The sequence below is a fragment of the Mesorhizobium sp. YL-MeA3-2017 genome, from assembly GCF_030814575.1.
Lineage (GTDB): Bacteria > Pseudomonadota > Alphaproteobacteria > Rhizobiales > Rhizobiaceae > Mesorhizobium > Mesorhizobium terrae.
In genome coordinates this window covers 185,949-206,793 of record NZ_JAUSVH010000003.1, presented here as the reverse complement: position 1 = coordinate 206,793, position 20,845 = coordinate 185,949, and the positions used below count along the sequence as shown (strand labels likewise).

The window sequence follows — 20,845 nt, the reverse complement described above, 5'->3', positions numbered from 1 at the left end:
GGCTCGCTCATCCAGAGAACCTTCTGCACGCGCCGCAAAAGTTCCTCGGCCCCTGATGGCACATCTCGTCTCGCTCGGGTCCGTTTTGCTCGCGAAGGACTATTCGGATACGGGAGCGTGGACAATTTGCGGGCTAAGCTTTTGCCGGATCATGGCGGCTACCGTTTCGGGCAGATAGGGCTTGGTGAGGAACGGCACGTCGTCGGAAAGCTCGCCGCTCTCCGCCACCTGTTGGCCAGAGGTGACGATGACGAAAATCCCAGGCCAGGTTTTCTTGATTCGCCGCGCCAGGCCAATTCCGTCCAGGGTGCCGGGCATTTGAATGTCGGTGAAGACGGCGAAGATGTCGGGACGGGAGCCTAGCACTTCCAATGCCTCGTCGGCATTGCTGGCCTCGTAGACCATGAACCCGGCGTCGGTCAGGAAATCGACTGCGAATATCCGCAGCAGCGGCTCGTCGTCCACGACGAGGATTGCGATAGTTTGTTCGTTCAAAATAAAGTCCCCCTTAACCGCCATGAACGCCCGCACGGATTGTTGGTTCCAAACAATCTTAAGCCGCCGAGAGATTTTAGCTCGCCCGGAAACAAGAAAGACAAGACGCTCGAAATTCGCAAATTCGTTGTTATCCGAGGTCGACCCTACTTCCGATATTGCCATGCCGAAGTCGATGGTGGCGCGAACCTGCGCTGCAGGAGACGTATAGCGCGGGCTCGCCTGAGGACGGAACAAAGCGCACGTGTTTCCGTTTGCGCCTGATGGACGAGTTTGAACCGGCTGTTTCTCCCGATTTGCTGCCGTTTGTGCGAGCTTTGAGCAAAAGAGATCGATTGTCGGTGGCGGAAATCACGCTGCTGAACTCACTTCCATTCCGGAAAGTCGCCTTCGTTCCAGGTGCGGAAATCATCGCTGAGGATTCGCGGCCAGGGGAAAGCTGCATGGTCATGCGCGGGTTCGCGGCGCGTAGCCACTATTTGCGAAACGGAGGTCGCCAGATCACCGCGCTGCATGTGCCAGGGGACTTTGTCGATCTCCACGCCTATCTTCTCAAGGTCATGGATCACGGTGTCGCAGCGATCAATTCCTGTGAAGTCGGGTTCACTTCATACGATTCGATCCGCCGCGCCACCGAACAGAGTCCCCATCTCGGCCGTCTTTTTTGGCTCTCGACGGTGATCGACGGCGCGGTCCAAAGAGCTTGGATAACCTGTATGGGGCGCCTGTCGACTAAACAGCGGATCGCCCATTTCCTCTGCGAACTGTATCTCCGACTGGAGGCTGCGGGCATCGCGTCCGACAATCGATACGCGTTGCCGCTGACTCAGACGCAGCTTGGCGACCTCCTGGGCTTGTCCGTCGTGCACATCAACCGCAAACTGCAGGAACTTCGGTCGACCCGCCTTGTCGATTGGAAAGGCGGGATGGTCTTCATCAACGATTTCGACGCTCTCGCCGAGTTGGCCGAATTCGACCCGACCTATCTCAGCCTGCGCATCGAACCTCGCTGAGCTATCGGGCCGGGCCTCCCTCGAACCACTCGGACGTCAGGGTAAGCGTCGCCCGAAACACGACCCGGTCGCTTTCGTCGCGCACCTGAATACGGAAATCGTGGTTCGGGCCGTTCGGAAGCGCATCCCGCGCCATGTCCGGGAGAGCGTCGATCGCCCTTTCCTGTATCTCCGACCTCAAATCGCAATGAATCCCTTCTTCGTCGCGGGTCAAATCACTCTGATCGTAGGCATCGAAATAGTACCGGGGCATGAACACCTTCCGTCGATCATTTGCTCCGTAATGCCTCTCAAACAGGATTGTTCCAGTCTTCCCGACGTTGCAGTCCGTTGCCGGCGGGAGAGCTCGTATTCGGGCGGGGCGTCAATTCCGCTCTCGTCTTGCGCCGGCTGTACTCCGCCAAACTGTCCAAAAGTGCCGTTTCCTCGTCCACGCCGGCAGCGAATAGCGACATAACGGCCTTAGCGAGATCCTCGGCCTCCGCGCTGCCATTCACGAGTCCGTTTTCACGGCAGAACCTGTCGAACATTTCCCGCAGACGCTGCATGTCCTCAGGATAGGCTATCCCGCTCGGGGTATGACCCATTGCGGCTCCCTCCGTATCGGGGCGGAAGCGCGATAGTCGCTCACAGCCGACGGCGCCCTGACCCATTGCCGTCGATGTTCAAAGCATGACGCCTCCCGACGGACCTGTCCTTATCATTTGACAGGGCGTTTGAAATAGATTCAGCTCGATTGAGTTGACAGTCGCGGCTCGCTGACGTGGCTGGAAAACATCCTTCGGGCTCAGCCCCATCTTCATCTTCTGGCGAGTCGAGGGAGCGCGTGCCAACTTGCGCCGGGGCTCCGTTCCTGGGCATGGCGACGACGCACGCGGAACTCTTCCACTTCCGCCTCGGTCAGATGCGCGTTTCCGAGGAAATCCGCTTGTCAGCGTCGGACCTGATCAATTCATCGAGATTCGGCAAAGTCGTTCCGGTGATACCTGCCTCAGTAGCCGCCGATTACGGGAAGAATTTCGCCGGTGATATAGCTTGAGCACTGTGGCGAGGCGAGGAATACATATGCCGGAGCAATCTCCTCGGGTTGAGCCGGCCGCTTCATCGGCGTGTCGCCGCCGAATTTCGCGACATCCTGCGCTTCCTTGTCCGACGGGTTCAACGGTGTCCAGACTGGCCCCGGCGCCACGGCATTTACGCGGATGCCCTTGTCGATCAAGCTTCCCGACAGCGCGCGCGTGAAGGCATGGATACCGCCCTTCGTCATGGAATAGTCGACCAGGGCTTTGGAACCTTCGATGCCCGTAACGGAGCCAGTGTTGACGATGGCCGATCCAGGTTTCATGTGCGGCACGGCCTCCTGCGCCATGTGGAAATAGCCGTACAGATTGGTCTTCAGCGTCGTGTCGAAATGCTCTTCGGTGATGTCGCCGAAATCTTTGGCATGGTATTGGAAGGCGGAGTTGTTCACCAGCACGTCCAACCTGCCCAGTTTGTCGAGCGTCTCTTTCACAGCGCGGCGACAATGCGGGCGCTCGCTGACGTCCGCCTTGACGAGGATGCAGCGGCGGCCTTCCTTTTCGACCGCGGCCTTCGTGGTTTCGGCATCCTTGTCTTCCGCCAGGTAGACGACCGCGACATCGGCGCCTTCCCGGGCGAACAGCACAGCCACCGCACGCCCAATACCGGAATCGCCGCCGGTGACGATCGCTACCCTGCCGTCCAGCTTCTTGGAGCCGAGGTAGTACGGCGATTCGTAAAGCGGCGCGGGATCCACCTTGGTTTCGTGCCCCGGCTTCGCCTGGTGCTGCTCTGGAAACGGCGGCTCGGGATAACGGCGTGCACCCGCCTGCATCGCGCCTTTCGCCTTTCCCCGCGTCTTCGACTGGTCCTTGGCGTCTATTCCGCGCTGGATCGACTTCTGCTTGCGGGTTTCTTCTGCGGTTTCGGATTCGTGCTGCATGGCAGGCTAGCCTTCCGCTTTTCGTGTTCTTGCGATTTCGAGAAGCTTCTCCCGATCATGGCCGTGCTCGGCGATCAGTTCCCGCGCCTGCTTCGGCGACAAGTCGGTATTCTCCGTCAGAAACCGCACCTCGGGGTCATCGCCTCCGGGCGTTGGGAGCGTGTCCTTACCCATGCCGATCCTCCACGATTGTTTTGGGCTGCGACTGGCAACGGAGGAGCGAGGAATTCGTTCCGACCGGAACCTGGCGGCGGAGCATCGATCCCCGTAAGGATTGCGCCTATGCAGACACCTGCCTCGTCGGGATCGACGGCGAGTTTCGGCATCCGCGCACTCCCGAGATCGCGAGGTGACGGAGTGAGTTTCAACGCGATCTGAATAACCGAGTTTTCGGTTAGCCCGCGGAGCTCCTCTTCGCCTACCGATGGCTGACGGAAGCGTACGAGACCTAACCGAACTATCGGTTATGACTTTGGCCGCTTGCAGCCTGCACGGGGCGCAGCTGTCTTTTCCGCTGAAAGCCCATTCGGCAGCTCGCTTCGGGTACTTCGATTGCCCCGTGGCGGCGAAAAGAAGAAGTTCGAAGGCTATGGCGACGGTTCGTGGCATGAACCTTTCATCTCTCGCGGCGTTCTTCTGGTGCCGCGGGCCGTGTCAACCGGGCGTGACGGTACGGTGAACAGGAAGTCTTTTTCCCGGTTTCTCTTCCTGGCCAACGAAACGGCAGACGAGCGCCTTGTTCCGTCCGGCCCGCGGCACCCGCGAACCAGTTTGGTGCGGCAAGGTCCCTCAGCTGTAACGAACTCCATTATCGAGACCAGGCGCCTGCCGATAGGACTGCGGTCATGCGCGTTCGCTGTCGCCCTCGGTCAGCTTTTCGGCAGCGCATAGGCGATGACCTGGTCGCCGACCTTCGTTTCCATGAAATGGTGTCCGCCGGGCGCGATGACGATGTACTGCCTGCCGTTCACCTCATAAGTCATCGGCGTGGTCTGGCCGCCGGCTGGCAGGTCAGCCTGCCACACCACGTTGCCAGTCTTGATGTCGATGGCGCGCAGCTTGTCGTCCGTCGTTGCGGCAACGAAGATCAAACCACCGGCGGTCACGAGGGGGCCGCCATTGTTCGGGGTGCCGATGGTGAGCGGCAGCATGGACGGTATGCCCCAGGGTCCGTTGTTGACGGCGCTGCCGAGCGGCTTGTCCCACAATGTCTTGCCGGATTTCAGTTCGATGGCACGGATATGGCCATACGGAGGCTCCGAACAGAGCAGTCCGGTCGGCAGCCGCCAGCCCGCGTTGACGTGGATCGCGTAGGGTGAGCCGGCCTGTGGATCGCCCTTGTCGGCCACCGCCTCCGACATCTTGCCCTGGTCTATGGGCTTCAGCCCCATCTTGTCGGCCTCGGCCCGCGGGATGAGTTGGTTGTAGTTCGGCATGTCGTTGTAGTTGGCTATCAGGATACCGCTTTTCGGGTCGACGGCGACGCTGCCCCAGTCCGATCCGCCATTGTATCCAGGATACTCGATGAATGGCCTGTCCGCAGTCGGCGGCGTGTATTCTCCCTTGTAGGCGGCCTGGCGGAACTGGATGCGGCAATAGAGCTGGTCGAGCGGGCTCATGCCCCACATGTCCTTCTCGGTCAGCTCCGGCTGGTCGAGATGGGCATAACCCGAATAGGGCTGAGTCTTGGCCAGTTTGTCCGGCTCGACGCCGCCGATCGGCACGGAACGCTCTTCTACCGGGAACAGCGGCTTGCCCGTCTTGCGGTCCAGCACGTAAATCTGGCCTTGCTTGCTGGGCACCACAATCGCAGGCACCGTGCCTTTCTCGGTCGGCAGGTCGACAAGCGTGGGCTGTGAGCCGAGATCGTAGTCCCACAGGTCATAATGCACCGTCTGGAAGTGCCAGACCGGCTTGCCGGTGGTGACGTCGATCGCGACGATCGAGGAATTGAATTCGTTTTCGAAATCCTTCCGGTTGCCGCCATAGTAGTCCACCGCGGAATTGCCGAGCGGCAGGTAGACATAACCGAGTTCCGGATCGGCCGCTGCAACGGTCCACATGTTCGGCGTGCCGCGCGTATAGGTATCGCCCTCAGGCGGTGCGCCGACGCGGTCGGGATGGCCCATGTCCCACGCCCAGGCGAGCTTTCCGGTGACGGCGTCATAGCCACGTACCACGCCCGATGGCGCATCCTCGGCCTGGCCGTCCTTCACCTGCGCGCCCACGACCGCCACGCCGCGCACGATGGTGGGCGGCGCCGTTACCGAATACCAGCCCGGCACCGTCTTGCCGATGCCTTGATTGAGATCAACCACGCCACGGTCGCCGAAATCCTCGCAGAGCTTGCCCGTCCTGGCGTCGACGGCGATCAGCCTGGCATCGAGCGTTCCCCATTCAATGCGTCTCCCGCAGGGTTGCTCGGCGGAAGCATCGGGAACGGCGTAGTAGGCAACGCCCCGGCAGGTGGCGCCGTAAGGAATGGCGTCGTCGGATACCTTGGGGTCGTAGCGCCATTCTTCCTTGCCGGTCGCCGCGTCTACGGACATGACGATACCCTTGGCCGAACAGGCGAACAGATGGCCGCCGATCTCCAGCGGCGTGTTTTCGGGCGAGTATTCGTCCTTCGCCGCCGCATCGGGCATGTCGCCGGTGTGGAAGGTCCACACCTTTGTCAGCTTCGAGACATTGTCGGCGGTGATCTGTTCGAGCGGCGAATAGCGCCGCGCCAGTTCCGAACCGCCGTAGACCGGCCAGTCATCGCCGGGTTTGTGGATGGCGGTGTCGGCAGCTTTCATTGCGTCCGCCTGCGTCGGCTGGGTCGGAACCGCGGGTGCAACAGGCGCTGCCGAGGCAGCCGGCTGAGCTGGTGCGGCCTCCTGGGATTGCGCCTGCGTGGTGAAATGATCCAGGCCTGCCGCGCCGGCAAGAACCAGAACGGCGATCGAAGCCGCTGCATACGCGCCGTTGGCGTAACGCCGCTTACTGCCCTCTCCGAATAGGGGCAGCGTGAGGAGCACGAAGACCAGAATGACGGTCGGCGCCAGCGTGCGGGGCATGAGGCCCCAGCCGTCCATGCCGACTTCCCAATAGGCCCAGATCAGCGTTGCGACCCAGGTCAGCACGTAAAGCCACACGCCTGCGATGTTGCGGCGAAGCAGAAATATGCCGCACACCAGCAGTGCGACACCTGCGGGCAGATAGTACCACGAACCGCCGAGCGCGATCAGCCACGCGCCGCCTGCGCCGATCAGCACCCCAAGCAGGACCAGCAGCGCGCCGACGAACATGGTCCACCAGTAAGCGACGCCGCCGTTAGGTGAAGTCTCGGTGCGGGTCTGGTCTGCCATGATGTCCTGCCGGAATTAACTGCTGAAACGAAAGGTGATGGTTGCCGAACGCAGAACTTCCCGGATGGTTTCGGTGAATTTGCAGGCCAGCCGCTCTTGCCCGTCACCATTCCGTGATCGCAGGAATCGCCAGGGAACGTGAGTGCGCGGCGGGCGTTCAGGGTCTTATAGTTCGTCCGTGATTGCCGAGGGGATGGCGCAGGTCTTTTCCAGAAATGCCGACGGTATTGCGCGCTTCGCGCTAGGAGGTGTCCTTCTTATGACAGTCATCCTGTGCGTCGCGGGCACCGCATGGCTGCGGTCCGGGTTCGCGAACGGGGTCGGCGAAGCGATCGCGCAGCCCGTCCCGTTCAGCCACAAGCACCATGTCGGCGAACTCGGCATCGACTGCCGCTATTGCCATAACGGCGTGGAGACCTCGGCCTCGGCCGGTCTGCCGGCGACGGAAGTCTGCATGACTTGCCATTCGCAGCTCTACACGAATGCGGCGATGCTGGCGCCAGTGCGGAAGAGCCTTGTCAGCGGCAAACCTCTGCATTGGCAACGCGTCAATTCGGTTCCCGACTTCGTTTTCTTCAATCATTCCATCCACGTCGCCAAGGGCGTCGCCTGCGAAACCTGCCACGGCGAAGTGGACGAGATGCCGCTGATGGAAAAGGCGCATTCGCTGTCGATGGAATGGTGCCTCGGATGCCACCGCGATCTGGAACCCAATCTCAGGCCGCCGCAGGACGTTTTCCTGCTGCACTGGAAACCACCGGACGACATCGAGGATATCCGCAGAAAACTGGTCGGCGTCCTCGGCATCCATCCCGAAACCATGACGGATTGCTATGTCTGCCACCGCTGAGAAAAGCCATGCGGAGATCGACCGGCGCAGCCTTCTGAAACTTGTCGGCGCATCGCTCTCGATGGCGGGGCTCGCCGCTTGCAGCCCCGCGCAGGAGATCGTGCCTTACGTTCGCCAGCCGGAAATCGTCGTGCCCGGCAAGCCGCTGTACTATGCGACGACGCTGTCGAGCCGTGGCTACGGCCTCGGCGCGGTGGTGGAAAGCCATGAAGGCCGACCGACCAAGGTGGAAGGCAATCCCGACCATCCTGCCTCAATGGGCGCGACCGACGCCGTCATGCAGGCGGCAGTGCTTGAGCTTTTCGATCCCGAACGCTCGCGCACGCCAATGAAGAACGGCGTGCCGGCGAGCTACGATGATTTCCTGCGCGACATGGCCGTAGACGCCGCCGACCTCGCCACGACGGGCGGCGAGAGCGCGGCGATCCTCATCGAGGCAACCACCTCTCCGACCCTCAAGACGCAGCTCGAAGATCTGCGGCGCAAATACCCGATGCTGCGCATCTACCGCCACGATCCGCTCGAAACGCCGTCTCCGGAAGAAGCGGCGGCGAAACTGTTCGGCAATTCCTTGGTGCCTGTCTATCATCTCGAACGGGCCGATGTCGTCGTCTCGCTTGACGCCGATTTCCTGGCAGAGGGACCGGGGCGCCTGGCCTACGCCCGGAATTTTTCGGCGCGCCGCCATGTCCGCGCCGTCGCTGATAAGATGAACCGGCTCTATGCCGTCGAATCCACGCCGACGATTACCGGCGCCGCCGCGGACCACCGACAGGCGGTTAAGCCGGGCGCGGTCGAAACCGTCGCCGCGCTCCTGGGCAAGGCGGTTGGCCTCGCCCTGCCGCTCGGGAGCGACAATGTCGCCACCAACATCGACCCGTCATGGATCGAAGCCGCTGCAGCCGACCTGAAAGCGGCAGGGCGGAAGGCTGTCGTCGTCGCCGGCGAACACCAGACGGCTTATGTCCATGCGGTCGCGATCGCCATCAACCGGCAGCTAGGTGCGATAGGGTCCACCGTCACCTTCATCGAACCGCCTCACGCGATGCCAGTCGACGGCGATCTAGGGAACCTGTGCCAGGATATCGAGGGGGGGACAGTCGGCAGGCTTTTTGTCCTGGGCGCCAATCCCCTGGAGACCGCGCCGACCGGCCTCGACGTCGGCAAGGCATTCGGCCGCCTCGATACGCTCGTCCATTGCGGCCTTTATCAGGACGGCACTGCGCGATCGGCGCATTGGCATATCCCTGCCGCGCACGATCTCGAAAGCTGGAGCGACCTACGGGCCTTCGACGGCACGGCTTCCGTCGTCCAGCCATTGATCAAGCCACTCTTCGGCGGCAGGACTTTCCACGAGATCCTCGCCGCGCTCGACGGCGACTTCAACGCCGATTCGCTGTCGCTGGTGCGCGCTACGTGGCTGCCATCGCTCGGCGAGGACGGCTGGCGCACGGCATTGCGCGCCGGAATCATATTCAGCACGGACGCCGCTCCTGTTTCCGTCCATCCCACTGCCGATCTTGACGGACTGAAACTTCGCCAACCTGCAAGCGGCGTCGAATTACGTTTCGTCGCCGACCCGTTCTTGCTCGATGGCCGCCATGCCAACTGCGCCGCCCTGCAGGAACTGCCGCGCCCGTTGACCAAACTCGTCTGGGGCAACGCAGCGCTGATGTCGCCCGCAACCGGCAAGCGGCTGGAATTGGAGACTGGACAGGTCGTCAGCATCACCCGCGCGGGTCATTCGCTCGACGTGCCGGCATGGATCATGCCCGGCCATCCCGACGAGGTCGTAACACTCGCGCTCGGCCATGGCCGACGTGCGGCAGGATCGGTCGCGGCATTAGCCAAAGGGTATGACGCTTTCAGGCTCCGCACGGCCGACGCGCCCTGGTTCATGAGCGGCGCCACATTAAAGGCACGCAACGGCCGAAGCCCGCTGATCACGACCCAGCATCATCATGCGATGGAAGGCCGCGCCATCGTGCGACACGCGTCGCTCGGCGAATTCCACCAAACTCCGGATTTCGTCCAGAAGGGGGTGCCCCCTGCCCCGACCGAATCCCTTTTTCCGGACTGGCCAGCTGAGGACGAAGCCTGGGGCATGTCGATCGACCTTTCGGCGTGCATCGGCTGCATGGCCTGCGTCGCCGCCTGCCAAACAGAGAACAACATCCCGACCGTCGGTCCCGAACAATGCTCGATCGGCCACGAGATGCACTGGTTGCGCGTCGATCGCTACTACGCTGGACCGCCCGAAACGCCCGAGACGCTGTTTCAGCCCGTGCCATGCATGCATTGCGAGAAGGCGCCCTGCGAGGTGGTCTGTCCGGTCAATGCCACCACGCATACCCATGACGGGCTGAACGCGCAGGTCTACAACCGCTGCATCGGCACCCGCTACTGCTCGCAGAACTGCCCCTACAAGGTACGCCGCTTCAACTTTCTTGAATTCCAGGACTTCGACAAGGAGACCGCCGGGCCGGAACAGGCGGCACGCAATCCGAATGTGTCCGTGCGTTCGCGCGGCGTAATGGAGAAATGCACCTATTGCGTCCAGCGCATCAGCGCCAAGCGCATCGAGGCCCAGATCGACAACCGACCGATCGACGACGGGGCAGTCGTTACTGCCTGCCAGCAGGCCTGCCCGACACAGGCCATCAGTTTCGGCGACATCAAGCGAAAGGATTCGCAAGTGGCCAGGGACAAGGCCGCGCCGCACGCCTACGCGCTGCTGGAGGAACTGAACACAAGGCCGCGCACCACCTATCTCGGACGGATCAGGAACACGAAAGAAAATCTCGCCGGCGCAGCCAAGGATTCGGAGAACGGCGATGGCTGAAGCGGTCGCCGCAGCCCGCCGGACGCCGCCGCACCCGCCCGTTCTTCTCGGACGGCACGATCGGCCGGAGATTAGCGGCCGCATCGCCTCGGTCGTGCTGGCGGGGCGGCTGCCGCGCTTCTTCTGGACAGCCTTTTTCCTCTGCTTCCTGCTGGCGATGCTGTTCCTCTATTCGGTCACTTACCTGTTCGCGGTCGGCATCGGCAGCATCGGTGTGAACATCCCGGTCGCCTGGGGCACGATGATCTCGTCCTTCGTCTGGTGGATCGGCATCGGCCACGCCGGCACGCTGATCTCGGCGGTGCTGCTCCTGCTGCGCCAGCCCTGGCGCGCCTCGATCAACCGCTTCGCCGAGGCGATGACTCTGTTCGCGGTCGCCATGGCCGGGCTCTACCCGATCCTGCATCTCGGGCGGCCATGGTTCTTCTACTGGCTCCTGCCGTTGCCCAACACGCACATGCACTGGCCGCAATGGCGCAGCCCGCTGGTGTGGGATTTCGCCGCCATCTCGACCTATGCGACGGTCTCGCTGCTGTTCTGGTACATGGGCCTGATCCCCGATCTGGCCATTCTACGCGATCGGGCGAAGCGGCGCGGAACGCAGGTCTTCTACGGCCTGCTGGCGCTGGGCTGGCGCGGCTCGGCCTATCATTGGGCACGCTATAAGGTGGTCTATTACCTGATGGCGGCGCTGGCGACGCCGCTGGTCGTCTCGGTGCATTCCATCGTCGCGCTCGATTTCACCTTCGCCATCGTGCCCGGCTACCACTCGACGATCTTCCCGCCCTATTTCGTCGCCGGCGCGCTGCTGTCCGGCTTCGCCATGGTGCTGACCATCGCCATCCCTTTGCGTTGGGCTTTTTCGGTCGAGGACCTGATCACGCTCAAGCACATGGACAATGCGGGCAAGCTGATGATCGCCTCGGGCATGGTCGTCATCTACGGCTACGCGTCGGAAGCCTTCTTCGCCTGGTACTCCGGCGAGACCTACGAGCGCATGATGATGGTGCAGCGCGCGGTCGGCCCCTATTCCGTCCTGTTCTGGACGATGCTCGCCTGCAATTGCGTCGCGCTGCAGCTTTTGTGGCTGCGCTCCGTCCGCCGCAACATGCCGCTGCTCTTCGCGGTCGCGGTCATCATCAATATCGGCATGTGGATCGAGCGCTACGTCATCGTCGTCAGCGGCCCGAGCCGCGACTTCCTGCCATCCGCCTGGGGCGAGCAGTCGCTGACCTGGCTCGACTACGGCATCCTGTTCGGATCGCTCGGCACCTTCTTCGCGCTGGTCTTCCTGTTCGTCCGCATCCTGCCCGCGATCACCATCTTCGAGGTCGAGGAACTGGCTGAGGAGGGCAAGGGCTCATGACGCTGCACGGTGTCATCGCCGCCTTCACCGATGCCGAGCGCCTCACGGACGCAGCGCGAGCCATGCGTGAGCGAGGCTATCACCGGATGGACGCCTATTCGCCTTACCCGGTGGACGGGCTGGCCGAGATCCTTGCGATGCCCAGGACGCGCCTGCCCTGGATCGTGCTGGCCGGCGCTGTGCTGGGAGGCGCCTTCGCGTACGGTCTGATCCTCTATTCGGTCGAGATCGACTATCCGCTCGATGTCGGCGGCAGGCCGCTGCATTCCTGGCCGGCCTTCACGGTCATCGCCTTCGAAGCCGCGATCCTGGGTGCCGCGATCGCCGGCTTCATCGGCATGGTCGTCGCCAACGGCCTGCCGCGCTACTACCACCCCGTCTTCAACGCCGAGATTTTTACGTTCGCCAAAGGGGGCGGTTTCTACCTGCTGGTCGAAGCGACTGATCCCCAGTTCGGCAGGGACGCGACCAAGGCGCAGCTGCGGCGGCTCGGCGCGGCTTCCGTGGCGGAGGTGAAGGCATGAAGCAGGCCCTCTGTCTCATCGCTCTGATGGGCCCGCTGCTCACGGGTTGCGACCAGCAGATGGCCGACCAGCCGCGCTACGATCCGCTGGAGAAAAGCGATCAGTTCTCCGACGGCATGTCGGCGCGCACGCCGGTGCCCGGCACGGTCGCGCGCGACGCGGACCTCGCAGCGACGCCTCAGGAGATACCGACGCCGGTGACCCTCGCCATGCTGCAAAGAGGACGCGAGCGCTTCGAAATCTTCTGCGCGCCCTGTCATGGCCGCGCGGGCGATGGCCGCGGCGTCGTGGTGCGGCACGGTTTCCCAGCGCCGCCGAGTTATCATCAGGATGCTTTGCGGCAGGCATCGGACCGACACTTCTACGACGTCATCACGAACGGCTACGGAGCCATGTATTCCTACGCTGCGCGCGTCCCTCCGGCCGACCGTTGGGCTATCGTCGCCTATATCCGCACCCTGCAATATGCGCGTACCGTGCCGGCGGCGGCCTTGCCTGCCGAACTGCGCGGCAAGCTTCACGCGGAGGCTTCGCCATGACGCTTCCGCGCGACAAAGGAACCAGGATGCTGGTTCTCGTGAGCGGAGCCGGGCTACTGCTCTGCATCGCAGGCGCCTTGATCGACCTGCGCCTGGCGCTCACCGCTTGGCTGACGGCGGCACTAGTGTTGGTCAGCCTGCCGCTCGGCGCCATGACCTTGCTGATGATCCACGGCCTGACCGGCGGCCGCTGGGGCGAGGCCATGCGGCCGCCATTGCGCGCGACGGTCGCTACACTGCCACTCGCGCTCGTCTTCCTTCTACCGATCCTGTTGCGGCCGGATCTCGTCTTTCCGTGGGCCGTTGCAGATGTCTCCGCCCTGCCCGAGGCGGTGCGGGCGAAGCTCGCCTATCTCAACACGCCGTTCTTCCTCGTCCGGTTTGCCGGCTGCGCGGTTCTGTGGCTGGCGCTTGCCTTCTTCGTCCTGCAATGGACCGATCCCGACGCGCCCCAGTCCAACACGCGTGGCTTCGCGCTGGGCCTGGTCGTCCACGCCGCCGCCGTCACCGTCTTCTCGACCGACTGGATGTTGTCGCTCGACCCGGAGTTCACCTCCACCATCTATGCCATGCTGGAGGCGTCGGCCGAGGTGGTGGGCGCGGCCGCACTGGCACTGCTGGTCCTTGCCGCCACACGCTCCATCGAAGTCCTGCCGGGCGGCGAAGGCGATGCGGTGCTCGGCGAGGACGTCGCCAACATGCTGTTCGGTTTCATGCTAACCTGGGCCTATCTCGCCTTCATGCAATGGATCGTGGTCTGGGCCGGCGACCTACCCAACGATATCGGCTGGTACCTGCGGCGCGGAACGGGCGGATGGCGTGTGCTGCTCTGGCTGGTCGTCCTGTTGCAGTTGGCCCTGCCCTTTGCCGCCTTCCTGGCGCGAACCGTCAAGCGCAGCCATCGCGGGCTTGTCTGGTTGGCGATCGTCGTGCTGGCCGGTCACATGATGGAATCTGTCTGGCGCATCCGTCCCGCGCTGGCCACGCCGCGCCTGTCGCTCGCGTGGCTGGACCTGGCAGCGCCGGTGGCCGCCGGCTGCCTCTGGACGACGATGTTCGTCATCGTGCTGAGAGAGCCAAGCCGCATCTTCTTCTGGCGGGAGATAGCGCATGGCTGAAGTCCGCCATCCCGAGACACGCGACATCTGGCCGAGGGCGCTGCTGCTGTTCGCCGGCGGCCTCGTCGTCTTCCTGCTTGTGTCGCTCGGCGTGCTCTATCTCCTTTTCCGGCCGCAGGCGTTGTGGCCGCAGCCCGGCGCCGAGTGGTCGAGCAACGAGGCGACTCCTGCTCTCTCGACATCGCCGCACGAGGATCTCGCGGCTGTGCGACGGGCGGAGGAGGCCGAACTGGAGAAACTGGCCTGGGTCGATCGCGCCAAGGGCATTGCGCGCATCCCCATCGAGGAAGCAATGAAACTGGTCGCCCAGAACGGCCTGCCGCACTGGACGGCCGAAGCAGCCTCTCCCTCGAGCGACGAATGCAGCCTGCTGACGGGCGACGTGCCGCGCACACCGCAAGCCGCGTCCTGCCGCGATACCGCAAACGGAGCCAAACCATGAGGGGGGCCCTCGCGGCATTCCTGCTGGTGCTGGCAGCGACGACCGCCAGCGGCGCTGTGGAGCGCCCGTCCTTCGATCCCAAGATCGGCGCGCAGCTCGATCCGGATCGCCCTCTACGCGATTCGACCGGGGCGAAAACAAGCTTGGCTGATGTGCTTGCCGGAAAGCCGGCGCTGGTCGTCTTCGGCTACGACAAATGCCCGAACCTATGCGGCGTAACCCAGCAGGCCGTCGCCTCCGACCTAAACAAGACAGGTCTTGATCCTTCGGCCTATCGGGCTCTCTTCATCTCGATCGACCAAACCGAGACAAGCGAAGACGCCACTGCGGCGAAAGAAGCCGTAGCCCAGTCGGCCGGCGCGGACGGGCTGAGGGCATGGCGTTTCCTGACCGGGCCTGAGGGCGCTGCGCTCGCAAGCGAAGCGGGCATCAGCTTCGACACGCGACCGCGCATCGACCAGTTCGTGCATCCCATCGCCGTGCTCGCCGTCACGCCGGGCGGAAAGATCTCGCGCGTCCTGCCGGCGCTGTCCTTCGAGCCCCGCGATCTTCGGCTGGCGCTGGTAGAGGCCTCCGCAAACAAGCTCGGCTCGATCGCCGACCATGTCTTCCTGCTATGCGCCGGCTTCGACACATCGAAAGGCCAATATACGCCGGCCATATGGGCAGCGCTGAAGCTCGGCAGCCTCGCCACGCTGCTGGCGATGGGAGCGTCGGTTCTCCTCATGGTCCGGAGGCGGACATGAGCTTCGGCATTCCCTTCGTGCCGGATGAGGCCTCGTCGATCGCCGGCAGGGTGGACGCGTTGTTCTACGCGCTGCTGGCCTTCACCCTGCTGCTCGGCCTGTTCCTGACCGCATTGGTGGTCGGCTACGCCGTCAAATACCGCGCCGGCTCTAGCGCCGACCGCACAGGCCAGCGCGGCCGCAGCCTGCCGCTGGAGATCGGCTGGACGAGCGCCAGCCTGGTGATCGCCTTCATCTTCTTCGGCTGGGGCGCTGTCTTGTTCGTTCAGCGCGATCGCCCGCCGTCCGATGCTCTGGAGATAGCTGCCCTCGGCAAGCAATGGATGTGGACGTTCCGCCATCCCGGCGGCCAGCGCGAGATCAATGAATTGCACGTCCCGGCAGGCAGACCAGTAGTTGTCTCGCTCGCTTCCCAAGACGTGATCCATTCCTTTTACGTCCCGGCTTTCCGTCTCAAGCAGGACGCCGTGCCCGGCCGCACCACGCACCTCTGGTTCACCGCCGTCAAGCCCGGCCGCTACCACCTCTTCTGCGCCGAATATTGCGGCACGCAGCATTCCGAAATGGGCGGCTGGGTGACCGTGATGCCCCCGGAGGACTTTGCCAAATGGCTTTCGGCCCAGGGCGAAAGCGAATCGCTGGCGCAAAGCGGCGAAAAACTGTTCCGGGCATTGGGCTGTTCCGGCTGCCACGGCCCGTCCAGCAAGGTGCGCGCGCCCGACCTCGCCAACGTTTACGGCAGACCTGTCGCGCTTGCGGACAGGCAGACTGTTCTGGCGGACGAGCGCTATCTGAGGGATTCGATCCTGCAGCCCGCCAAGGAGATCGCCGCAGGCTATGAACCCGTCATGCCGAGCTTCGACGGCCTCATCGACGAGGGGGAACTCCAGATGTTGGTCGCCTACCTGAAATCGCTTTCCTCCGAACGATCGACTCCGAGCGAGGCAACCCCATGAGCAGCGAAACCTTGCGCGCCGGAAATTACCTGCAGGAAGGGGCCGGAATCGGCTCCTGGCTGCTCACCACCGACCACAAGCGCATCGCCTGGCTCTATCTCGCCTCGCTGACCGCCTTCTTCTTCCTCGGCGGCTTCTTTGCGTTGATGATCCGCGTGGAACTGGCCACGCCCGCAGGCGACCTCGTCTCCGACGTCGTCTACAACCGCTTCTTCTCGCTGCACGGCATCATCATGGTCTGGTTCTTCCTGGTGCCGTCGATCCCGGCGACGCTGGGCAATTTCCTGCTTCCCCTGATGATCGGGGCGCGCGACCTCGCCTTCCCGCGCCTGAACCTTGCGAGTTGGTACGTCTTCATCCTGGGAAGCCTGTTCACGCTGGCGGCCGTGCTGCTCGGCGGCGTCGACACGGGCTGGACCTTCTACACGCCGCTCTCCTCGATCTATTCCGATAGCTACGTCTCAACCGCGGCGTTAGGCGTCTTCATCGTCGGCTTCTCGTCGATCATGACCGGCATCAACTTCATCGTTACCGTGCACAAGCTGCGCGCGCCGGGACTGACCTGGTTCCGCCTGCCCATCTTCGTCTGGACCCTCTACGCAACCAGCCTGGTGATGGTGCTGGCGACGCCCGTGCTTGCCGCCTCGCTGATCCTGATCGTGCTCGAACGGGTGTTCGGCCTCGGCATCTTCGATCCGGGGCTCGGCGGCGACCCGCTGCTGTTCCAGCACCTGTTCTGGTTCTATTCGCACCCGGCGGTCTACATCATGATCCTGCCGGGCATGGGCGTGGTGTCGGAAATCCTACCCTGCTTCAGCCGACGCCCACTGTTCGGCTATGCGTCGGTCGCGCTGGCCTCGATGGCGATCGCCGTGTTCGGCTTCCTGGTCTGGGGCCATCACATGTTCGTCTCCGGCCAGTCGACCTATGCCGGCGTCGTCTTCTCGTTCCTCTCCTTCTGCGTCGCCATTCCCTCCGCCATCAAGGTGTTCAACTGGAGCCTGACGCTGCGCAAGGGCGAGATCACCTTCGAGGCGCCGATGCTCTACGCGCTGTTCTTCCTGGCGCTGTTCACCTTCGGCGGCCTGTCCGGTCTGTTCCTCGCCGCGCTCGCCGTGGATGTCCACGTCCACGACACCTATTTCGTCGTGGCGCATTTCCACTACATCATGGTCGGCGGCATGGTGATGGCCTACATGGGCGGGCTGCATTTCTGGTGGCCTAAAATGACCGGCCGCCTCTATCCCGAGGCCTGGGCCCGGGTCGCGGCGGTCACCACCTTCATCGGCTTCAACCTGACCTTCTTTCCGCAGTTCGTGCTCGGCTTCAACGGCATGCCGCGGCGCTACCACACCTATCCGCCGGAGTTCCAGTTCTGGCACGTGCTGTCGTCAGCAGGCGCGGTAGTGTTGGCGGCGGGCTACCTGATGCCGCTCTATTATCTGGGCCGTTCCCTGTGGACGGGAGCGAAGGCGTCCGACAACCCTTGGGGCGCGACGGGACTCGAATGGCAAACCGGGTCACCCCCGCCGCCGCAAAACTTCGCGGTGACCCCGGTGGTGACGCGGCCGGCCTACGACTATCCGATGAAGGGACTGGAGCACGAGCGCTTCAGCCCGCACCGGGAGACGGCGGCGTGAGGACGAGCGTCGAGAGCGTCGCCTTCGACACGGCCCGTCGCGAGCAGGCGGCCGACACGTTCGGCATGTGGGTGTTCATCGGCTCGGAGGCGATGCTGTTCGGTGCCGTCATGCTGGTCTTCTTTGTCGCCCGGGTCAGCTACGGCCCGGCCTTTGCGGCAGCGTCGAAGCACCTGTCGCTGGCGCTCGGCACGCTGAACACCGCCGTGCTCATCACTTCGAGCTTCGCCATGGCGCTGGCGCATCTTTATTCCGGCGCAGGCCGCTCGCGCGCGGCGACGCTCGCGCTTGGCGCGACGGCCCTGCTCGGCATCGCCTTCCTTGTCATCAAGGGCACCGAATACGCCATGGAATTCCACGAGGGCATCGCCCCGGTACTCGGCGCGCCGTTCACCTTCGACGGGCCGGATCCGGCGCAGGCGCAATTCTTCTTCAGTCTCTATTTCGCGATGACCGGGCTGCACGGACTGCACCTGCTCGGCGGCATTGCCGTCATCGGGTGGCTGCTCGCGCTCTGGCGGCACACCGAGCCGGACAGCCGCGCCCGGCGCGTGCAGGCGGTCGGGCTCTACTGGCATTTCGTCGACGTCGTCTGGGTTTTCCTGTTCCCAATCCTCTATCTGATCAACCGATGAGGCGTTCATGAGCGAAATCCGCCAACTTGCTCTTGCCTATCTCGGCCTCATGGCGCTGCTGGCACTGACCGTGGGATCATCGTTCCTCGATCTCGGCGGTTTCAATTCGGCGGTCAACCTCGCGATCGCGGCGGCCAAGGCCGGCGTGATCGCCGTCCTGTTTATGCATCTGGTCAAAACGGAACCGCTGCCGCGGCTGGCGGTCGCGGCAGCGGGCCTGTGGCTGGCCATCCTGTTCGGCCTGACGCTTGCCGGACAATGGATCAACGGGACCTGAGCCTCCGAGACGAGAATGCTCTACTGCTCTGCCGATATTTAATAGCCTCCTACGAGAGACCGGCTGACACCCGACGTCACGGGGCGGCTGACGACACGCGACAACGTGGAGCTCGATCGGAACTTTCCGTCCTGGGCGTGGACTCGGTCGCGCTTCTGCCCGTAGCCAGGGTCATTCGGACTCTTGCAGCTGGGAAGTTTTCAAATCCATAAGCCTCGCTTGCGCACTCTGCGGCGCGGAGGTGACACGCCACACCGTGTTGCCGACGTCGTCGGCAATCAGCAGCGCGCCGGTCTTGTCGATCGCGACGCCGACCGGCCTGCCATGCGTTTCGTCGTCGTTCTTCAGGAACCCGGTGACGAAATCCTCGGCCTTACCGCTCGGCTTGCCTTCCTTGAACGGCACGAAGACGACCTTGTAGCCGTTGAAATGGCCGCGGTCCCAACTGCCGTGCTCGCCGACAAAGGCTCCGCCCTTGTACTGGGTCGGGAAACTGTCGCCCGTGTAGAACGCCAGGCCGAGCGGAGCGACATGCGAACTCAGGGCATAGTCCGGCGGGATCGCCTTGGCGACGAGGTCCGGCCGCTGCGGCATCACCCGCGGGTCCACATGCTGGCCGTAGTAGCTGTAGGGCCAGCCGTAGAATGCGCCGTCCTTCACGGACGTCATGTAGTCGGGCACGAGGTTCGGCCCGAGTTCGTCCCGCTCGTTGACGACGGTCCAGAGCGCGCCGCTTTCCGGCTCCCAGCTCAACCCGTTCGGATTGCGCAGTCCGTCGGCGAAGATGCGCCAGCGGCCGGTCGTCCGGTCGACTTCCCATATGGCTGCGCGATTCTTCTCGGCTTGGATCCCGTTCTCGGTGATGTTGGAATTGGAGCCGACGCCGACATAGAGCAGCGTGCCGTCTTTCGAGGCGACGAGGCTCTTGGTCCAGTGATGGTCGATCGGACCCCCCGGAAGGGCCGTGAGCGGCGTGCCAGGCTCCGTGATCTTCGTTTCCCCTTCCTTGTACGGGTAGCGCATGATGGAATCGGTGTTGGCGACATACAGGTCGGAACCGACGAGCGCGACTCCGAAGGGCGAACTCAGATGATCGAGGAAGACGTTTTGGGTCTCCGGCTTGCCGTCGCCATTGGCGTCCCGTAACAACGTGATGCGGTTGCTTCCGCCGCTGCCCTCGCCGCCGGTCGACAACGATTCGATCCAGCCCATGACGAGATCTTTCGGGCGCTTGAGGCCTTCGACGCCTGGCCCCTTGGATTCGACCACGAGAACATCGCCGTTGGGCAGCACGTAGAGCGAACGCGGATGCTGCAGGCCTGTCGCCAGCGCTTCCACCTTGAAACCTTGTGGAACCTTCGGTGTCTCGCCATCCTTCCAGCCGACGATCGATGCCAGATGCATCGGCGGGAAAAGATACTGCTGCGGCTCGGGCAGGTTCGGATTGGGACCGACCTGGCTTGCGGTGTCGAACGTATCGTCGCTGCAAGCGCCAAGCGCCAGCAGGGAAGCGCCGAGCAGCGCCCGCGCCATTCCGCGGCGAACGGGAGAGGAGAAGACCGAACGTGTCATTCCGCTACTCCTACATGGTGACGGTAGACCATCGCCCATCCCAACCAACCCGTGACGAGCAGGATGAGAACGACGATCGCGGAAAGGACCAGCCCCCACGGCACGACGGAAGTCCAGGCATCGCGCGTGTGCACGAACATGTTGACGATCGCTAGGACGAGCGCGAGGAGATTTCCGAGGAAATGCGGCCAGGCGGGGGATTGCGCCCGCACCAGTCGGTTTCCGAGGAAGTCGGTCAGTCCGGCGATTGCGGCGAGGATGCCCATGATCACGCCGACCGTAACGAGCCAGGCGGAGAAATCAGCCCACATCATGTCGGCGGTACGCCAATAGGCAATGTCAGTCAGCAGCGTCCCGACGAAGCAAACGATCGGAAACGGCACCAGCATTGGATGTATGGGATGGCCGGCGATGCTCGCCGTGGAACGGGGATATTCTGGCATCGACGTGTCTTCCGGTTGCCGTGAACGATCATCAACCCGGATGCCCTGCGAAAGTTCCGCGAGCCATCGGACCA

General features: G+C 63.4%; 21 protein-coding genes. 13 read left to right on the top strand and 8 right to left on the bottom strand.

The annotated features are described in order from the left end of the window. Positions 1–99: 99 nt before the first annotated feature. On the bottom strand, positions 100–732 hold the full coding sequence (locus tag QFZ88_RS28485; RefSeq protein ID WP_245317411.1) for a response regulator: 633 nt from the start codon (positions 730–732) through the stop codon (positions 100–102). A gap of 26 nt (positions 733–758) precedes the next feature. On the opposite strand from QFZ88_RS28485, the gene QFZ88_RS28480 reads away from it, so the two are divergent. After that, a complete protein-coding gene (locus tag QFZ88_RS28480; protein WP_083237621.1) occupies positions 759–1,508 on the top strand; it encodes a Crp/Fnr family transcriptional regulator in 750 nt (249 codons plus the stop codon). A gap of 1 nt (position 1,509) precedes the next feature. Here the strand turns inward: QFZ88_RS28480 and QFZ88_RS28475 are convergent, their stop codons facing one another. The 5 genes from QFZ88_RS28475 to QFZ88_RS28455 form a co-directional block, all read right to left on the bottom strand. Beyond that, positions 1,510–1,761 (bottom strand): DUF6894 family protein, encoded by a 252-nt coding sequence (locus QFZ88_RS28475; RefSeq protein WP_065996742.1) that lies wholly within the window; start codon positions 1,759–1,761, stop codon positions 1,510–1,512. Between the two features lie 37 nt (positions 1,762–1,798). Beyond that, entirely contained in the window at positions 1,799–2,095 is a 297-nt protein-coding gene (locus QFZ88_RS28470) for a hypothetical protein (protein WP_139116428.1), read from the bottom strand. A 404-nt stretch (positions 2,096–2,499) separates the two neighbouring features. Further along, complete coding sequence (locus QFZ88_RS28465; protein WP_065996744.1) at positions 2,500–3,471, bottom strand: SDR family oxidoreductase; 972 nt, start codon at positions 3,469–3,471, stop codon at positions 2,500–2,502. 6 nt (positions 3,472–3,477) lie between these two features. Continuing rightward, positions 3,478–3,645, bottom strand: a complete 168-nt coding sequence (locus QFZ88_RS28460) for a hypothetical protein (RefSeq protein ID WP_167523831.1) — start codon at positions 3,643–3,645, stop codon at positions 3,478–3,480. Between the two features lie 695 nt (positions 3,646–4,340). Further along, entirely contained in the window at positions 4,341–6,821 is a 2,481-nt protein-coding gene (locus QFZ88_RS28455) for a membrane-bound PQQ-dependent dehydrogenase, glucose/quinate/shikimate family (protein WP_065996745.1), read from the bottom strand. Positions 6,822–7,014: 193 nt separating this feature from the next. On the opposite strand from QFZ88_RS28455, the gene QFZ88_RS28450 reads away from it, so the two are divergent. From QFZ88_RS28450 to QFZ88_RS28395, 12 genes are read left to right on the top strand one after another with little or no spacing between them, the layout of a single operon-like run. Beyond that, positions 7,015–7,671, top strand: a complete 657-nt coding sequence (locus QFZ88_RS28450) for a cytochrome c3 family protein (RefSeq protein WP_065996746.1) — start codon at positions 7,015–7,017, stop codon at positions 7,669–7,671. Next, positions 7,655–10,513 carry a 4Fe-4S dicluster domain-containing protein gene (locus tag QFZ88_RS28445; RefSeq protein WP_065996747.1) on the top strand — a complete coding sequence of 953 codons (2,859 nt, stop codon included), beginning with the start codon at positions 7,655–7,657 and terminating at the stop codon, positions 10,511–10,513. The genes QFZ88_RS28450 and QFZ88_RS28445 overlap by 17 nt, the downstream gene beginning before the upstream one ends. Next, positions 10,506–11,879, top strand: coding sequence for an NrfD/PsrC family molybdoenzyme membrane anchor subunit (nrfD, locus tag QFZ88_RS28440; RefSeq protein WP_065996748.1), 1,374 nt, complete (start codon positions 10,506–10,508; stop codon positions 11,877–11,879). Before QFZ88_RS28445 ends, nrfD begins: the two co-directional genes overlap by 8 nt. Then, positions 11,876–12,403 carry a DUF3341 domain-containing protein gene (locus QFZ88_RS28435; RefSeq protein ID WP_065996749.1) on the top strand — a complete coding sequence of 176 codons (528 nt, stop codon included), beginning with the start codon at positions 11,876–11,878 and terminating at the stop codon, positions 12,401–12,403. The genes nrfD and QFZ88_RS28435 overlap by 4 nt, the downstream gene beginning before the upstream one ends. Continuing rightward, complete coding sequence (locus QFZ88_RS28430) at positions 12,400–12,942, top strand: c-type cytochrome (protein ID WP_065996750.1); 543 nt, start codon at positions 12,400–12,402, stop codon at positions 12,940–12,942. Before QFZ88_RS28435 ends, QFZ88_RS28430 begins: the two co-directional genes overlap by 4 nt. Continuing rightward, positions 12,939–14,060 (top strand): hypothetical protein, encoded by a 1,122-nt coding sequence (locus QFZ88_RS28425; protein ID WP_065996751.1) that lies wholly within the window; start codon positions 12,939–12,941, stop codon positions 14,058–14,060. Before QFZ88_RS28430 ends, QFZ88_RS28425 begins: the two co-directional genes overlap by 4 nt. Next, a complete protein-coding gene (locus tag QFZ88_RS28420) occupies positions 14,053–14,502 on the top strand; it encodes a hypothetical protein (protein WP_065996752.1) in 450 nt (149 codons plus the stop codon). The genes QFZ88_RS28425 and QFZ88_RS28420 overlap by 8 nt, the downstream gene beginning before the upstream one ends. After that, the gene (locus tag QFZ88_RS28415) at positions 14,499–15,248 is read left to right on the top strand and encodes an SCO family protein (protein ID WP_065996753.1); all 750 of its coding nucleotides are present in this window, start codon (positions 14,499–14,501) and stop codon (positions 15,246–15,248) included. The genes QFZ88_RS28420 and QFZ88_RS28415 overlap by 4 nt, the downstream gene beginning before the upstream one ends. Next, positions 15,245–16,204 carry a cytochrome c oxidase subunit II gene (coxB, locus tag QFZ88_RS28410; protein WP_065996754.1) on the top strand — a complete coding sequence of 320 codons (960 nt, stop codon included), beginning with the start codon at positions 15,245–15,247 and terminating at the stop codon, positions 16,202–16,204. The genes QFZ88_RS28415 and coxB overlap by 4 nt, the downstream gene beginning before the upstream one ends. Then, on the top strand, positions 16,201–17,844 hold the full coding sequence (locus tag QFZ88_RS28405; RefSeq protein ID WP_065996755.1) for a cytochrome c oxidase subunit I: 1,644 nt from the start codon (positions 16,201–16,203) through the stop codon (positions 17,842–17,844). The genes coxB and QFZ88_RS28405 overlap by 4 nt, the downstream gene beginning before the upstream one ends. Further along, complete coding sequence (locus QFZ88_RS28400) at positions 17,841–18,479, top strand: cytochrome c oxidase subunit 3 (protein WP_065996756.1); 639 nt, start codon at positions 17,841–17,843, stop codon at positions 18,477–18,479. The genes QFZ88_RS28405 and QFZ88_RS28400 overlap by 4 nt, the downstream gene beginning before the upstream one ends. 7 nt (positions 18,480–18,486) lie before the next feature. Next, entirely contained in the window at positions 18,487–18,756 is a 270-nt protein-coding gene (locus QFZ88_RS28395) for a cytochrome C oxidase subunit IV family protein (protein ID WP_065996757.1), read from the top strand. 171 nt (positions 18,757–18,927) lie between these two features. Here the strand turns inward: QFZ88_RS28395 and QFZ88_RS28390 are convergent, their stop codons facing one another. Further along, positions 18,928–20,328 (bottom strand): PQQ-dependent sugar dehydrogenase, encoded by a 1,401-nt coding sequence (locus QFZ88_RS28390; protein WP_083237622.1) that lies wholly within the window; start codon positions 20,326–20,328, stop codon positions 18,928–18,930. Further along, positions 20,325–20,771: a DUF2231 domain-containing protein gene (locus QFZ88_RS28385; RefSeq protein ID WP_065996758.1), complete on the bottom strand. Its 447-nt coding sequence runs from the start codon at positions 20,769–20,771 to the stop codon at positions 20,325–20,327. The genes QFZ88_RS28390 and QFZ88_RS28385 overlap by 4 nt, the downstream gene beginning before the upstream one ends. Between the last annotated feature and the right edge of the window lie 74 nt (positions 20,772–20,845).

Excerpts from the sequence above, each read along its gene's own strand:
- QFZ88_RS28455 (WP_065996745.1), bottom strand. The coding sequence starts at position 6,821 with ATGGCAGACCAGACCCGCACCGAGACTTCACCTAACGGCGGCGTCGCT.
- QFZ88_RS28450 (WP_065996746.1), top strand. The coding sequence starts at position 7,015 with ATGGCGCAGGTCTTTTCCAGAAATGCCGACGGTATTGCGCGCTTCGCG.
- QFZ88_RS28420 (WP_065996752.1), top strand. The coding sequence starts at position 14,053 with ATGGCTGAAGTCCGCCATCCCGAGACACGCGACATCTGGCCGAGGGCG.
- QFZ88_RS28475 (WP_065996742.1), bottom strand. The coding sequence starts at position 1,761 with ATGCCCCGGTACTATTTCGATGCCTACGATCAGAGTGATTTGACCCGC.
- QFZ88_RS28460 (WP_167523831.1), bottom strand. The coding sequence starts at position 3,645 with ATGGGTAAGGACACGCTCCCAACGCCCGGAGGCGATGACCCCGAGGTG.
- QFZ88_RS28445 (WP_065996747.1), top strand. The coding sequence starts at position 7,655 with ATGTCTGCCACCGCTGAGAAAAGCCATGCGGAGATCGACCGGCGCAGC.
- QFZ88_RS28405 (WP_065996755.1), top strand. The coding sequence starts at position 16,201 with ATGAGCAGCGAAACCTTGCGCGCCGGAAATTACCTGCAGGAAGGGGCC.
- coxB (WP_065996754.1), top strand. The coding sequence starts at position 15,245 with ATGAGCTTCGGCATTCCCTTCGTGCCGGATGAGGCCTCGTCGATCGCC.
- QFZ88_RS28395 (WP_065996757.1), top strand. The coding sequence starts at position 18,487 with ATGAGCGAAATCCGCCAACTTGCTCTTGCCTATCTCGGCCTCATGGCG.
- QFZ88_RS28425 (WP_065996751.1), top strand. The coding sequence starts at position 12,939 with ATGACGCTTCCGCGCGACAAAGGAACCAGGATGCTGGTTCTCGTGAGC.
- QFZ88_RS28470 (WP_139116428.1), bottom strand. The coding sequence starts at position 2,095 with ATGGGTCATACCCCGAGCGGGATAGCCTATCCTGAGGACATGCAGCGT.
- QFZ88_RS28465 (WP_065996744.1), bottom strand. The coding sequence starts at position 3,471 with ATGCAGCACGAATCCGAAACCGCAGAAGAAACCCGCAAGCAGAAGTCG.
- QFZ88_RS28415 (WP_065996753.1), top strand. The coding sequence starts at position 14,499 with ATGAGGGGGGCCCTCGCGGCATTCCTGCTGGTGCTGGCAGCGACGACC.
- nrfD (WP_065996748.1), top strand. The coding sequence starts at position 10,506 with ATGGCTGAAGCGGTCGCCGCAGCCCGCCGGACGCCGCCGCACCCGCCC.
- QFZ88_RS28385 (WP_065996758.1), bottom strand. The coding sequence starts at position 20,771 with ATGCCAGAATATCCCCGTTCCACGGCGAGCATCGCCGGCCATCCCATA.
- QFZ88_RS28430 (WP_065996750.1), top strand. The coding sequence starts at position 12,400 with ATGAAGCAGGCCCTCTGTCTCATCGCTCTGATGGGCCCGCTGCTCACG.
- QFZ88_RS28390 (WP_083237622.1), bottom strand. The coding sequence starts at position 20,328 with ATGACACGTTCGGTCTTCTCCTCTCCCGTTCGCCGCGGAATGGCGCGG.
- QFZ88_RS28480 (WP_083237621.1), top strand. The coding sequence starts at position 759 with ATGGACGAGTTTGAACCGGCTGTTTCTCCCGATTTGCTGCCGTTTGTG.
- QFZ88_RS28435 (WP_065996749.1), top strand. The coding sequence starts at position 11,876 with ATGACGCTGCACGGTGTCATCGCCGCCTTCACCGATGCCGAGCGCCTC.